The sequence below is a fragment of the Alteribacter lacisalsi genome (assembly GCF_003226345.1).
In the GTDB taxonomy this organism is placed as follows: Bacteria; Bacillota; Bacilli; order Bacillales; family Salisediminibacteriaceae; genus Alteribacter; species Alteribacter lacisalsi.
On the sequence record NZ_PDOF01000001.1, the window covers coordinates 1,592,286 to 1,606,330 of the forward strand.

At 47.4% G+C, this 14,045-nt stretch carries 15 protein-coding genes and 1 riboswitch; all 15 genes read right to left on the reverse strand.

The window, feature by feature from the left end; translation table 11 throughout:
• Positions 1-123 precede the first annotated feature (123 nt).
• On the reverse strand, positions 124-1,455 hold the full coding sequence (gene lysA, locus CR205_RS07865; protein ID WP_110518419.1) for a diaminopimelate decarboxylase: 1,332 nt from the start codon (positions 1,453-1,455) through the stop codon (positions 124-126).
• A 150-nt stretch (positions 1,456-1,605) separates the two neighbouring features.
• Positions 1,606-1,782, reverse strand: a riboswitch (Lysine riboswitch).
• A gap of 96 nt (positions 1,783-1,878) precedes the next feature.
• On the reverse strand, positions 1,879-3,333 hold the full coding sequence (locus tag CR205_RS07870) for a spore germination protein (RefSeq protein WP_110519746.1): 1,455 nt from the start codon (positions 3,331-3,333) through the stop codon (positions 1,879-1,881).
• A gap of 25 nt (positions 3,334-3,358) precedes the next feature.
• A complete protein-coding gene (locus tag CR205_RS07875) occupies positions 3,359-3,937 on the reverse strand; it encodes a stage V sporulation protein AE (RefSeq protein ID WP_110518421.1) in 579 nt (192 codons plus the stop codon).
• 8 nt (positions 3,938-3,945) lie between these two features.
• Complete coding sequence (gene spoVAE, locus CR205_RS07880) at positions 3,946-4,296, reverse strand: stage V sporulation protein AE (protein ID WP_110518423.1); 351 nt, start codon at positions 4,294-4,296, stop codon at positions 3,946-3,948.
• Between the two features lie 3 nt (positions 4,297-4,299).
• Entirely contained in the window at positions 4,300-5,319 is a 1,020-nt protein-coding gene (spoVAD, locus tag CR205_RS07885; RefSeq protein ID WP_110518426.1) for a stage V sporulation protein AD, read from the reverse strand.
• Between the two features lie 14 nt (positions 5,320-5,333).
• The gene (locus CR205_RS07890; protein ID WP_110518428.1) at positions 5,334-5,798 is read right to left on the reverse strand and encodes a SpoVA/SpoVAEb family sporulation membrane protein; all 465 of its coding nucleotides are present in this window, start codon (positions 5,796-5,798) and stop codon (positions 5,334-5,336) included.
• Between the two features lie 6 nt (positions 5,799-5,804).
• Positions 5,805-6,227: a stage V sporulation protein AB gene (locus CR205_RS07895; RefSeq protein WP_110518430.1), complete on the reverse strand. Its 423-nt coding sequence runs from the start codon at positions 6,225-6,227 to the stop codon at positions 5,805-5,807.
• Positions 6,220-6,843: a stage V sporulation protein AA gene (locus CR205_RS07900; protein WP_110518432.1), complete on the reverse strand. Its 624-nt coding sequence runs from the start codon at positions 6,841-6,843 to the stop codon at positions 6,220-6,222. The genes CR205_RS07895 and CR205_RS07900 overlap by 8 nt, the downstream gene beginning before the upstream one ends.
• Positions 6,844-6,980: 137 nt before the next feature.
• Positions 6,981-7,736 (reverse strand): RNA polymerase sporulation sigma factor SigF, encoded by a 756-nt coding sequence (gene sigF / locus CR205_RS07905; protein ID WP_110518434.1) that lies wholly within the window; start codon positions 7,734-7,736, stop codon positions 6,981-6,983.
• 8 nt (positions 7,737-7,744) lie between these two features.
• Entirely contained in the window at positions 7,745-8,185 is a 441-nt protein-coding gene (spoIIAB, locus tag CR205_RS07910; protein ID WP_110518435.1) for an anti-sigma F factor, read from the reverse strand.
• The gene (gene spoIIAA, locus CR205_RS07915) at positions 8,182-8,535 is read right to left on the reverse strand and encodes an anti-sigma F factor antagonist (protein WP_110518437.1); all 354 of its coding nucleotides are present in this window, start codon (positions 8,533-8,535) and stop codon (positions 8,182-8,184) included. The genes spoIIAB and spoIIAA overlap by 4 nt, the downstream gene beginning before the upstream one ends.
• A gap of 162 nt (positions 8,536-8,697) precedes the next feature.
• Positions 8,698-9,876 carry a D-alanyl-D-alanine carboxypeptidase family protein gene (locus CR205_RS07920; protein WP_110518440.1) on the reverse strand — a complete coding sequence of 393 codons (1,179 nt, stop codon included), beginning with the start codon at positions 9,874-9,876 and terminating at the stop codon, positions 8,698-8,700.
• 470 nt (positions 9,877-10,346) lie between these two features.
• The gene (locus CR205_RS07930) at positions 10,347-11,648 is read right to left on the reverse strand and encodes a pyrimidine-nucleoside phosphorylase (protein ID WP_110518444.1); all 1,302 of its coding nucleotides are present in this window, start codon (positions 11,646-11,648) and stop codon (positions 10,347-10,349) included.
• A 76-nt stretch (positions 11,649-11,724) separates the two neighbouring features.
• Positions 11,725-12,537, reverse strand: coding sequence for a purine-nucleoside phosphorylase (locus CR205_RS07935; RefSeq protein ID WP_110519748.1), 813 nt, complete (start codon positions 12,535-12,537; stop codon positions 11,725-11,727).
• 205 nt (positions 12,538-12,742) lie between these two features.
• The gene (gene deoB, locus CR205_RS07940; RefSeq protein WP_110518446.1) at positions 12,743-13,927 is read right to left on the reverse strand and encodes a phosphopentomutase; all 1,185 of its coding nucleotides are present in this window, start codon (positions 13,925-13,927) and stop codon (positions 12,743-12,745) included.
• Between the last annotated feature and the right edge of the window lie 118 nt (positions 13,928-14,045).

Here is a 14,045-nt window from a genome sequence, read left to right on the forward strand (position 1 = left end):
CCTCCTGTTATTCATCATAGACATTATGTAACGCACGATCTATTTTACATCATAAAGCGGTAAAAAAGAAAGAAGCAGACCCGCTGATCCGGAAATCATCCGGAAAGCGGGCCATTATCTCCATTATGATTTTGTCTCCTGCACCTGCGCTCCAATTTGTTTTAAGGAACGATCAAGACTTGTCATGTTTTCGTAGGTTTCCCGTTGAATTACACACTGGTCCTCACCATGTCTGATAAACACTACAGGCGGACGTGCGATACGGTTGTAATTGTTAGCCATTGAATACCCATAGGCACCAGTGGAAGTAACGGCCAGAACATCACCTTGATTGAGCTCAGGCACGGTTAAATCCCATATGAGCATATCACCAGATTCACAGCATTTCCCTGCAATCGAAACCGTTTCTGTTCTGTCCTGATCTGCTTTATTGGCAGCCACGGCCTCATATTTTGCCTGGTAAAGAGCCGGACGCAGATTGTCGGTCATGCCGCCGTCAACAGAAATATAGTCTCTCACACCGGGAATGGATTTGCGCGAACCCACCGTATACAGGGTTGTGCCTGCCTCGCCTACAAGGGCTCTTCCCGGTTCAATCCAAATTTCAGGTACAGGGAACTTTCTTGCTGACGCTTCCTCTTTCACGGCGTTTACCATGGCTTTCACGTAGCTCTGAAGGGGAAGCGGCTCATCGTCCTCGTTATACCGGATGCCGAATCCGCCTCCGAGATTGACAACTTCAGGTACAAAGCCGGCAGCCGCCCGCCATTGGTCGAGGTGCCCGAACACTTCACGTACAGCAGACACAAACCCTGTCGTTTCAAAGATCTGAGATCCGATGTGACAGTGCACACCGAGAAGATTCAGACGAGAATGGTCTTGCACCTGAACAATGGCATCCTCTGCCTGGCCGCTCGTAATATCAAAACCGAATTTTGAATCCTCCTGACCGGTACTGATATATTCATGGGTGTGTGCTTCCACACCAGGCGTAATTCTGAGCAATACATTCATGTCCGTATCAAGAGCATCAGTTATTGCCATCAGCCAGGTCAGCTCATTAAAATTATCTACTACAAAACAGCCAATTCCGGCCTTTACGGCCATCTCAATTTCATCAGGCGTTTTGTTGTTACCGTGAAAATGAATCCGGTGAGGTGGAAATTCTGCCTTTAAAGCTGTATAAAGCTCTCCTCCTGAAACCACGTCCAGGCTGAGGCCGAGTTCATCCATCAGTTCGATAATAGCGATACAGCTGAATGCTTTACTGGCATAGGCGACCTGATAGCCGACTCCCTCCTCTTCGAATGCCTGTTTAAATGCTTCAGCACGGCTGCAGATATCCTCCATATCGTAGACGTAAAGCGGTGTTCCATACTTTTCGGCAAGGCGGGTTGTATCTGCTCCGTTTATTTCCAAGTGGCCATGTTCATTTATGCGATGATTGTTTTTCATCAATTTTCTCTCCTCATTTTGTCCGGTCTCGGACGAAGAAGGCTCCAGAACTCCATTGTCTGGAAGCATCTTTACAGAAAGCCAAATAAAAAAAGGCAATTAATGCACAGCACTAATTACCTTTGACGAATCTGCATGATTGCTCTTCATCATCCGGATAGTGCTCCACTGCTTTAAAGCAGTGACAGTACAGTGCATGTTCTGCACTGCCCCAGAAAAATCCGGCGGAGACGGAATTTTTCTTCGGCAAATTGACCTTTCGGCCGCCTTCACCGTGCTCCTGCACTCAGACGGACTACTCATTCGCATTGCTCCTCTACCTCATGACGTACATGAGAATGATTTAGTTGTTAGAAAAAACCTTACCACAGACCGGTAGGGATTTCAATAAAAAAGCTGCCCCGGATGACGGGACAGCACCATTTATGTTTTTGATTTCGCCTGTTTAACTGAATCGCCGGGATGCACAACACTCGGACGTTTCATTTTAGCAGGTATGGCTCTTCGGATCACAATATCGAAAAAGGCTTTTGGATAAAATGGCAGAAACGGCCAGAGGTAGGGAACGTTTAGCGACCGGATCGCTGCCAGAGAGAGAACCAGTAACGTCCCAGCAACCACAAAGCCCGGCACCTTGAACAGAACAACTGCGACGAGCAGCCCCAGCCTTATGACTCTCAAAGCAATACCGAGTTCATAGCTCGGGGTAGCAAACATCCCGATTGCGCCAACAGCCACATATAGAATGACTTCAGGTACAAACAGACCGACCTCAATCGCAATTTCACCGATCAGCAGTGCTGCAACAAGTCCGAGGGCCGTTGCCAGCGGAGACGGGGTGTGGATTGCTGCCATCCTGAGCAGTTCGATTCCCAGTTCCGCAAGAAGTATCTGAACAAAAATCGGAACATTCGTCGTTTCATCCGGTCCAATGTAATCGAAGCCTTCCGGCAGAAGTGTCGGTTCTACAACCATCAGAAGCCAGAACGGCAGGATAAACAGAGAAAAGAGCATTCCCGTAAACCGCACCCACCTAAGGAATGTACCGATAAATGGGGCCTGCCGGTATTCTTCCGCATGCTGGACGTGATGAAAGAGAGTTGTTGGCAGAATGATCACACTCGGGGAGGCATCTACAATAATAACCAGATGGCCTTCGAGAATATGAGTGGCTGCCACATCGGGTCTTTCCGTATATCTTACCAGAGGGAAGGGATTGTGCCCCTGCTTAACGATAAACTCTTCAACCACTTTATCCGCCATCGTAAGGGAATCAATGTCGATAGCCTCCAGTTCTTTTTTCACCACGTCAACGAGATCTTTTTCCACAATGCCTTCTATATAACATAGTGCAATGTCTGTCTTCGATCGTCTGCCGACCTGAAGAATTTCATTTCTCAGCCGCTCATCACGGATTCGTCGGCGTGTGAGGGCTGTATTCTGAATAATATTTTCGGTATAGCCATCACGTGATCCGCGGACCACCTTCTCCAGGTCCGGTTCTTCCGGACCCCTCCCCGGATACATTCGGGTATCGATAATGACTGCTCGCTTTTCCCCTTCAACGAATATGGAGATCAGACCGGAAAGCATCTGCTTGATGGCACCATCGATTGTTTCTTCATGCTCCACCTGCACGTGGGCAAAGTGGTTTTCAATCTGTTCGAGAACATTCCTTTTTTTTCGATCGATCGACTCGATGAGCATCAGTTCCCGGAGAATTTCAATGATGTACTGTGTATCACACAATCCGTTTACGAAGTAAATCTGGACTTCCCTGTCGAGGATATGCAGCTTCCTTACTCCGACATCAAAGCTTTTCCCGATTCCGACCCGTTCTTTCATTATTCTTTCGTTCTCACGAATATCTGATGACATAGGATGATCGATTTTAGTCTCGTCCTTATGGTTTTCCGCCACGACAGCCGCTCCTTTCCAGAATCAGTTCTAATGCCTTGGTTGTCACCGGTGCACCTTTCTCCGCCGTGTCTCTGCCGCCCATCTTTCCGAGATCCCCGATTCCGATTACAAGTGGGAGATCAAGTTCATCCAGTACATAAACCGTATCTCCTCTGATCCGGCCGATTTCCGTATCTTTAATGCCGTCCTTATCGACCCCGAATTCAGTCAGCTCCCCGTTTCTCTGGATGGAAAAATCCACCTTCGCCCACTCATGGGAAAATGATTGCGAGGCTACTGCAAGAACACCGAGTATATGTATTTCCGGATGACGGGACACGGTAAGCAGCGCCTTTTCTCCCGGCCCTTCTTCTGCGTATCCGCAATCATCGAACAAAATGATTACCGGCTCTTTTTTTGCCCGGAGTATCAGCTTAATGAGGACTTCCCCAGTTACCGGACTCGGGTTCCCGCTCGATTCTGCAATGAAGAAGCAGTCAAGTGTGTTGGCAGCAGCTTCGGCTGCAGCTCTGGCAGAAGCATCTCCATCGGTGATTAATATCACTTTCTTTTTGGTGTCCATCCTCCCAATCACCCCTTTGGTTTAAAAACAAGGGCTGTAAGAAACCCGAATAGAATAGCAGAGGACACACCGGCGGATGTGACCTCAAAGATGCCCATACCGATGCCGAGAAAACCGTACCTGTCAGCCTCCGTCATCGCTCCGTGTACGAGATAATGTCCGAAGCTCGATATCGGAAGAACAGCACCCATTCCAGCAAAGTCAATCAGCCGGTCATACAGATGAAACCCGTCCATCAGAGCCCCTCCGACGACAAATCCCCCCATGATATGGGCAGGAGACCATCTGCCAATGTCCATAAACAGCTGACCGATTACACAGAATAATCCTCCTACAGCAAATGCCATGAAGTATTCCATCTGTTAATCTCCCTCCGTTCCCATTACGAGTTCGAACTCAACTGCATGGGCAATACATGGAATTGTTTCCTTCTGCCTTACTGTTAAAGGGTTAAACAAGGCTCCCGTAGCGATACAAAGAACTTTTTTCCAGTGCTCGCTTCTCATTTTATGAAACACATAACCGTACGTAACAAGTGCACTGCACGCGGCGCCGCTTCCTCCAGCACAACCTGAAGGGTGATAGCCGAAAATGGTGTTGCCTCCGTCGAGATAACGGTCCGTAATGTAAAATCCATCCTCCTCGCAGAGTTCAAGAAACTGGCGTGATCCGAACATACTTAAATCTCCTGTGATAATCAGATCGTAATCATTTTCTGTCCGTTTTGTTTCTTCAAGGTGTCTGCGGAAAGTATGGTAAGCAGCCGGTGCCATAGCCTGACCCATGTCGAGAGGATCCTTCAACTCCCAGTCAATGACACTGCCAATCGTGACAGACCTTACAGCGATATCCCCTGGAACATCGGACAGGATAATTGCGCCCGCACCTGTCACCGTTTTCATCGCCGTTACGGGCTTTTGTCTCACATGCTCCACCGGGTAGCGGAATTGCCGTTCCGCCGCCCCGTAGTGGCTGCTCACAACGGTCAGACCTCTTTTGATAATACCGCTCTGAAGAAGGAGGGAAAGAATCGCCACTCCTTCCATGGAAGTTGCACACGCGCTGTAAAGCCCCAGGTACGGCCACGGATAATCCCGTGCGGTGTAATGACTCGTCACAGTCTGATTAAGGAGATCCCCTGCTGCAAACATTCCAATATCCTCAATGTGGCGGTTCCCTTTTTTTAATGACCGTTTTACTGCTTCCTGCATTAATGTCCGCTCAGCTTTTTCCCATGTTGTTTCCCCGCAGTAGAGGTTTGGAAAGGAATGGTCTATATACCTGCCGACAGGACCGGCCTTTTCCTGAGGTCCGGAAACACAGGCGGTTGCTTCAACATAAACAGGCTTTTCAAGTACCCATGTCTGCCGGATCTGTTTCACACTGTTCACTCTCCTTAGTTAATCAGCATCTCTACCAGCACTCTGATGAAAGAAACAAGGTAGGCCGAAGCCACACCAAACACAAGTACCACACCGGCAATTCGGAACATATTTCCTGTAATGCCGTACACTACTCCTTCAGCTCTCGCTTCCATGGCGCTCGACGTGACAGAATTTGCAAAGCCGGTAATCGGTACGATCACCCCTGCACCCCATTTTTCGGATAAGCGGTCAAAAAAACCTGCACCAGTGAGCAGGCATGCTGCGAGAATAAACGTGGAGATGACCGGATTGACAGCTTCTCTCTCTGTCAGTTGAAACCATGTGATGTACTGGTTAAACAAAAGCTGGGCGAGAGCTGCCAGTGCACCGCCTGTAAGAAAAGCCGTGAAGGCATTCCGTTTCCAGGTAGGTTTGATGATGATCTTCTTTCTCCGCTCTTCGTATCTGTCTTTTTGGATCTGCTCGGCTGTTTTCAAACGGGATCACCTCATGGAGTTAAAATAAAGCCAATGGAACAGAGAACCTGTTATTTTGCCGAGGACAATAGCAAAAAGCAGCCAGGAGATGCGGTCTGCAGCGCCTACACGCTTAGCCAGAATCGGAAACACGTTCAGTACTTCTGTCAGGGCTGCGGCAAGGAGGCCGATAAACATTCCTGCAGCAAGGCCGACAGGTACAGAAGCGATTACAGGAAGTGAGAGTCCTGGACTTCCGAGACTCATCCATGCCCCGGCAAGAGCACCTAAAATTACGGCATTTTCATAGCGGGTCACCCATGTTGACGTACAGGTGAGCTGGGCCAGCCGCGGAATAATCCCGAGCACGGTAATAAATGCAACCAGGCCGCTTCCGACCGCAATCCCGCCAGCCAGACCAACAAGAATGGTAAGCAGGTGATCAATCATTGTTCTTTTCCTGTTCGTTCGGATGTCTGTGGTTCAATGCCACATACCTGTCAATATTGTCCTGATAGTTAAACATTTCCATTTCAAGCGGGCTTGGTTCATCGTTGATCCGTTTTCTGAACAGGTGATTGAAGAAAAGAACCATTCCCAGTCCCAGTCCAAATGAATAGGGAATTTGCAGCCATAGCGGTTTATCAGTTTCTGTCCCTGTGAGGACTTTATAAAGTTTCTGATGAACTCCTGACATGCTCACATCCTCATGGAAGTTCATGATTGCAAGGGCTGATCCCACAAAAAGAAGAAACCACACTAAAGCAAACATCACCGGTTTCATCGGCTGTTTATCAACCTGATGCCAGACGATCGTCTGGACCGGACCGACAATCTGCACATCAAGGGCAGGATACTCTTTGAGTATAAGGCGGACGATCTTCATTGAATCTATGACTACCGGGCTTGAATCCGGGTCATCCATTGCCTCTGAAACAGGAAGCTTATCAAGATTTTCACTGAATTGATCGTCTGCTATTATCGAGGCGATGTTCCCCAGAGTAAGCGATGAAGGCTGCCTGACTCTGATTCTTGCCTTCATCCTGATATAGACCTGCTCCTCCACCTGCTTCACCTCCCCGGTATCCGGTATCTTTCTCCTATGCACCTGCGGCTCTGTCTTATTATGCAATAGATCTGCCATTGTCATTCACAGGATGAAAACTCATCGGCAATAAAAAGACAAGCAAAAAACCAGCCGGATCATTCCTCCAGCTGGTCTTTTAACTGCTTTAATATCTTCTTTTCTAGCCGTGAGACCTGCACCTGGGATATACCAAGCCGTTCGGCTACCTCAGACTGGGTCTTGTCCTTGTAATAGCGCAGGTATACAATCAGTCGTTCACGCTCCTCCAGTTTTTCAATGACGTCCTTAAGCGCAATTTTATCAAACCACTTTCCTTCATTCTGATCTGAGATCTGATCAAGAAGCGTAATCGGGTCCCCATCGTTTTCATACACGGTTTCGTGAATTGAAGTCAGGTTCCGGCTTGCTTCCTGGGCAAAGACCACGTCTTCGGGAGACATGTCCAGTTTTTCGGCAATCTCATTTACTTTTGGTACTCTGCCAAGCGTTTTGGTGAGCTCTTCTTTCATTTTCCGGATTTTGTTTGCACTTTCTTTAATGGACCGGCTCACTTTAACCGTTCCGTCATCACGGAGGAAACGCTGAATTTCTCCAATAATCATCGGAACCGCGTATGTGGAGAATTTAACATCATAATTCAGATCAAATTTATCGACCGATTTGATCAGGCCGATACAGCCGATCTGAAAAAGGTCATCCGGTTCGTATCCCCGGTTTAAAAAACGCTGTACTACCGACCAGACGAGGCGGGTGTTGTGACTTACGATGCGGTCTCTCGACTCCTGGTTGCCGTTCTGTGCTTCGGCAATCAGACGCTTGAGTTCCTCGTCCTTCAAAAACACCTCTTTCTTCTGTTTTACTTTAACATTCATAGCGGCACCTAATTACACATGGCTTTCTGGCCGGCAAGACGCTTTTGGAGCCTGACAGTAGTTCCGACCATAGGTTCAGAACGAATCTCAACATCGTCCATAAAATTTTCCATAATCGTAAAGCCCATGCCGCTTCTTTCAAGGTCAGGTTTGGATGTAAACAGAGGCTGCCTTGCTTCCTCCACATTGTTCATACCTACACCTTCATCCTGAATGGTAATCTTAACGGTTTCTTCATCGATTTCCGCTTCAATTCTGACCATACCGTGCTCTTCATTCGGATAACCATGGATGATCGCATTCGTTACGGCTTCACTGACGACAGTTTTAATTTCGGTAAGTTCATCCATAGTCGGATCAAGCTTGGCAATAAACGCCCCAACTGTAACCCTGGCAAACGACTCATTTTCACTGATTGCAGAAAAGCACAGTTTCATGACATTTTTCATGACGCCACCCCCAGCATAGATAGTGCACGGTTCTCGTCGGTTTCCAGACGGATAATCTTAAACAGACCTGACATATCAAACAGTCGTTTCACAGTCGGAGAAATAGAGCAGACAACCATTTCCCCTCCAAGTGACTGAATAAATTTGTAGCGCCCAAGAATAACACCAAGACCCGAACTGTCCATGAACGTCAGATTCTCAAGGTTCAGCAGCATATGTGTTAGATGATGTTCTTTCATTGCCTGGTCGACACGTTCTCTCAGCTTCATGGCCGTATGGTGATCAAGTTCTCCTTCGAGTCTGACACACAGGACGTTTTCTTTTCTTTCAAGATCGATCAGTAAACTCACAGCCCCTTCACTCCCTGTTCAAAGGTTTATGCATTCCGCCTTTGAGATAAACTTCCTCGTCTCCGGAAAACACGTAAAGAAAAATTCTCCAAGGTACCCTTATTTTCCTTTACGTATGCAAAACTAGTGAACCTTCGTCAAAGAAAGGTCAGAAGCGACGAATCATGACCTTTCTTTTCCGACCAGAACAGACGTGGTTCTTTTAATCAGCTGCCATAGTGAAGCTTCGGGAACGTCCTCGTTTATGACGAGAGGTACTTCAGAGAGCACTTTGCCTTCAAGTTTAATGGAGAGCGTTCCGACTTTATCTCCTTCTTTCAGCGGTGCTTTCAGGTTTTTATCCCATTTCACTTCTTCGGTCGTACCTTCGAGTGATTCTCCCTTTTTTGTCAGCATCGATACGTTTTCACCGGTTACAGCTTCCACTTTGTTTCTCGCGCCTTTGCTTACTTTTACCTGGTCAATGACAGTTCCTCTGTCATAATGCTTGTGGAGTTTGTACTGACTGTAGGCATAATCAAGCATTTCAGTGATCTGCCGGTTCCGATCCTTTGGTGTTGAAGCTCCCATTACAACAGCAATGACACGCATGTCCTTTTTATTTGCAGTAGCTGTCAGGCAGTACTTTGCTTCCCGTGTAAAACCAGTCTTGAGTCCATCAACTCCGGGATAGAATTTCACCAGACGGTTTGTATTTACCAGCCAGAACTTTTTATCACTGTCTGCCCGCAGATAGTCTTCGTACAGACTAGTGAACTCCGTTATTTTTTCGTACTTGAGCAATTCTCTGGCCATCATGGCCATATCATGGGAAGTCGTATAGTGATCCGGTGCCGGAAGACCGTTTGAGTTCACAAAGTTTGTATCCTTCAGTCCCAGAACGGCTGCTTTTTCGTTCATCATGTTCACAAATTCCTCTTCAGATCCTGCCAGGTGCTCCGCCATAGCAACAGATGCGTCGTTTCCAGAAGCAATTGCAATTCCCTTAAGCATTTCCTCTACCGTCATTTCCTCGCCCGGTTCCAGAAAAATCTGCGATCCCCCCATGGAGGCTGCCCGTTCACTCGTACGCACTTTTTCATCCATTGTGATACTGCCGTTATCCAGTGCTTCCATGATAAGCAGCATCGTCATGATTTTTGTCATTGAAGCGGGCGGAAGCTGTTCATTACTGTTCTTTTCGAACATAATTTCTCCTGTGTCTCTCTCAATCAGAATCGCCGAGCTTGCATCATCTGCAAGCTTAACCCCGCCCTCCTGAGCAAAGGTGCCCGGGGCAAAAATCCCTGTCATTAACGTAAAAACAATAAATACAAGCAAAACTTTTGAATACAGCTTCATAAAAAATACCTCCTTAATGGTTGGCTCTGTCAGAGCAGGTGCTGATATACACTCATAGCGCTCCATTACGCACATTCGATCCGAAAATCTGCTTCAATCAGCACTGAGCTTTAACAAAGCTTTATGGTTTATAGATTCTAAACGAAGCCTGCCTCCGGTTCTGCCTGCAGGAAGGCCGTGTTTTCTCTACCATTCTGCCCCTGTTGGAGGTGTTTATACCTTTTCAGGAGTGAAAGAAACTGGCCGCGCGAAACGATAAAAAACACTCTTTTATTGGAAAGCTTGCTGTTTTCATTACGCTGCCGCTGCAGGCCGAGTTTGCTTCGAACTGCTCCTGCGCATACGTTCCAATGCGAATTTTTAAGGGGAAGAAAAAGTTTTCCCGGTTTCCTGTACAACAAAAAACAGCCCTGCCCGCTGTTACATGTGCGGTCAAGGCTGTTTTACTCTTATTTCCGTTATTTCACTTTTTACTTCATGACATCGTAGATAAGAGGAGGTGCGTCTGTTTTATCCTGGGAGATAGTATAGGATTCGTAGATCCGTTTCACACAGTCATCTGTGTTTTCACTGTTACTGTGTACTGTAACAAGAGTCTCCCCTTCCTCTACACGATCACCGATTTTTCTGCGGAGGACAAGACCGACAGCAAGGTCAATTTCAGACTGCTTCGTTGCTCTTCCTGCACCGAGTACCATGGCGGCCGTTCCAATTTTATCTGCTACGATACCGGAGACGTATCCCGATTCTTTTGCTTTTACTTCGTATGTGTAGGCTGCCTGAGGCAGTTTTTCCGGATGTTCAATCACATCGGGATCGCCATTCTGAGACTCGGCAAATTTTTTCAGGTGTGCCAGAGCGGATCCGTCTTTCATTACGTTCTCAAGCATAGAGCGTGCCTCTTCAAGAGTTTCGGCTTTTCCGGCCAGCACCACCATATGACTTCCCAGTACCAGACAAAGTTCAGTAAGATCTTCCGGTCCCTGGCCTTTGAGTGTGTCAATCGCTTCTTTCATTTCAAGCGCGTTGCCGATTGCATAGCCAAGGGGCTGGGTCATGTCAGAAATGACGGCGGAAGTGTTGCGCCCGAGATCGTTACCTATTTTCACCATCGTTCTGGCCAGTTCCTTCGCGTCATCAAGTTCCTTCATAAAGGCACCTGAACCGGTTTTAACATCAAGTACGATGGCATCTGCACCAGAGGCAAGCTTTTTACTCATAATCGAACTTGCGATAAGCGGGATAGAGTTTACAGTTGCCGTGACATCACGAAGGGAATAAAGCTTTTTATCAGCCGGCGTAAGATCTGCAGTCTGCCCGATTACAGCGACTTTGTTACGGTTTACCAGCTCTATGAAGCGGTCGTTTGAAATCTCCACACTGAATCCGGGAATAGCTTCGAGCTTGTCGATTGTCCCCCCGGTGTGTCCAAGACCTCTTCCACTCATTTTTGCTACCGGCACCCCGGCACTTGCAACCAGTGGGGCAAGTACAAGTGTCGTCGTATCACCAACGCCTCCTGTGCTGTGCTTATCCACTTTAGTACCTTCGATCGCCGATAGATCTATTGTGTCTCCCGAATGAACGATGGCATCTGTCAGTGCAGCACTTTCCTCATCTGTCATCCCACGGAAAAATACAGCCATTGCCCATGCACTCATCTGGTAATCGGGGATTTCGTCTTTTGTGTAGCCGTCAACAATAAATTTAATTTCTTCATTCGTCAGTGTTTCTCCGTCTCGTTTCTTTTCGATCAGATCAACCATTCTCACAACCGGTCACCGTCCCTTTCTGTATAGAAAATCCTTTTCTATAAGTGAATAATCTTTCACTAAGCCGCCATTTCTGTTAAAGGCGTGCTACAATTTTTTTCACAAGTGAAAGAAAATCTGCTTTAACTTTTTCTGTTGTTTCAATGACTTCCTCATGATGAAGAGGCTGGTCAAGAATCCCGGCTGCCATATTTGAAATACAGGAAATTCCAAGAACCTTCAGTCCGCAGTGTCTGGCAACAATAACTTCAGGAACCGTACTCATGCCCACAGCGTCTCCCCCAAGTGTTCTCAGCATCTTCACCTCTGCCGGTGTTTCATAGGCAGGACCTGTGTTTCCGACATAGACGCCTTTGCGCACGCTGATGCCAGCTTCTTTTGCTGTTTCTTCTGCCAGCGCGATGCGCTCACGACAGTAAGCTTCGCTCATATCAGGAAAACGGGGACCGTCTTCTTCACTGTTAGGTCCAATCAGCGGGCTTGTCCCGAAATTGTTGATATGATCTTCAATCAGCATCAGATTACCGGGTTCAAAAGATTCGTTGATTCCGCCAGCCGCATTTGTGACAATCAGGTCTTCGACACCAAGAGCTTTCATAACCCGCACTGGGAGTGTAACCAGTTTCAGATCATACCCTTCATAAAAGTGGAAGCGGCCCTGCATGGCGATCACAGCCCGTCCTTCCAGGGTGCCCGCAACAAGCTGCCCTTTATGACCGGCAACAGTTGAAGAAGGGAAGCCGGGAATCTCTGTATAAGGTATGATGACAGCGTCTTCAATTTCCTCTGCCAGTACACCGAGCCCGGAGCCCAGAATCAGCCCGGTCTGCGGATTGCTGTTCAGTTTTCCTTCGATAAACTTAACTGCCTCGTTCATTTCCGTTTTCATAAGATCGTCCCTTTCGTTGTTTATCATTTTTATCTGTGTTCGAGTAGCTGTTTTCGGAAAGAGTGTTGTTTTTTCGCTGCAGACGGACGCTTTCCACAGGTCTACCCTCAGCCTCGTTGGGATTATCACCCTCCAGGGTCTTCATGACTGCAGAACAATGTCAGGCGCGGAAGTTAACCCGCACCTGCAAAGGGTAATGTTCCGATTACTTCAGATCTTCAAGAAAGCTTTTGCCGAATTGAGGCATGTTGATACCGAAATTATCTGCAATTGTCGCACCTATATCAGCAAAAGTCGCCCGGTCAGCAATCCTGTTCCCGCCAGTAAACGAAGGACTGTACGCTAAAAGAGGGACGTATTCCCGCGTATGATCGGTCCCGTGATGAACAGGGTCATTTCCGTGATCCGCTGTTACGATCAGAAGGTCATCATCCTTCAGAGCCTCCAGTACTTCCGGCAGCCTTGCATCATATTCTTCAAGTGCCTCACCATATCCAATTGGATCCCTGCGGTGACCAAATTTCGCATCAAAATCAACGAGGTTCAGGAAACTCAGTCCGTTAAAGTCCATCCCGATTGTCTGTACAAGCTTATCCATTCCATCCATATTTGAGGTTGTACGCAGAGATTGCGTTATTCCCTCCCCGTCATAAATATCGGAAATTTTTCCGATGGCAATGGAATCAAATCCGCCGTCCTTTAAGTCATTCATCACCGTGCGTCCGAATGGTTTGAGTGCATAGTCATGACGGTTGGCTGTCCGTTCCCACTGACCAGGCTTTCCAAGAAACGGCCGGGCAATAATTCTGCCAACCATGTATTTATCGTCAAGGGTAAGTTGTCTGGCCAGTTCACAAATTTCATATAGTTCCTTTAAAGGTACAACCTCTTCATGCGCTGCAATCTGGAGTACGGAATCTGCTGAAGTATACACAATCAGATCTCCGGTATTGAGATGATGCTCGCCAAGTTCATCCAGAATCTCCGTTCCGGAAGCAGGTTTATTTCCTGCAATCTTTCTTCCGGTACGCTCCTCCAGTTCTCTGATCAATTCATCCGGAAAGCCTTCCGGAAATGTGCGGAAGGGCTGCTCTATGTATAAACCCATGATTTCCCAGTGGCCTGTCATCGTGTCTTTGCCGTTAGACGCTTCCGCCATCCTGCCGTAATGAGCCATCGGGGTGTCTGCTTTCTCAATTCCTTTTACATCCCGAATATTCGCCAGTCCGAGTCTTCCCATGTTGGGCATCTCTAGACCGTTCATCTTTTCAGCAATATGACCCAGGGTGTCAGACCCTTTGTCGTTAAATCTATCTGCATCCGGGGCCTCTCCGATCCCGACCGAATCCATTACGATTAGAAAAACTCTGTTAAACCGCTTTCCATCCATTTTTTTACCTCCAATTTTATGAACGTGTAAACAAGATGCGCCATTTTTTCTCTCCTGCTTTACTATACCCTCACGAGGTGGATCTATAGTCCGGTAATTAGTTGTCAGAAGTCAGACC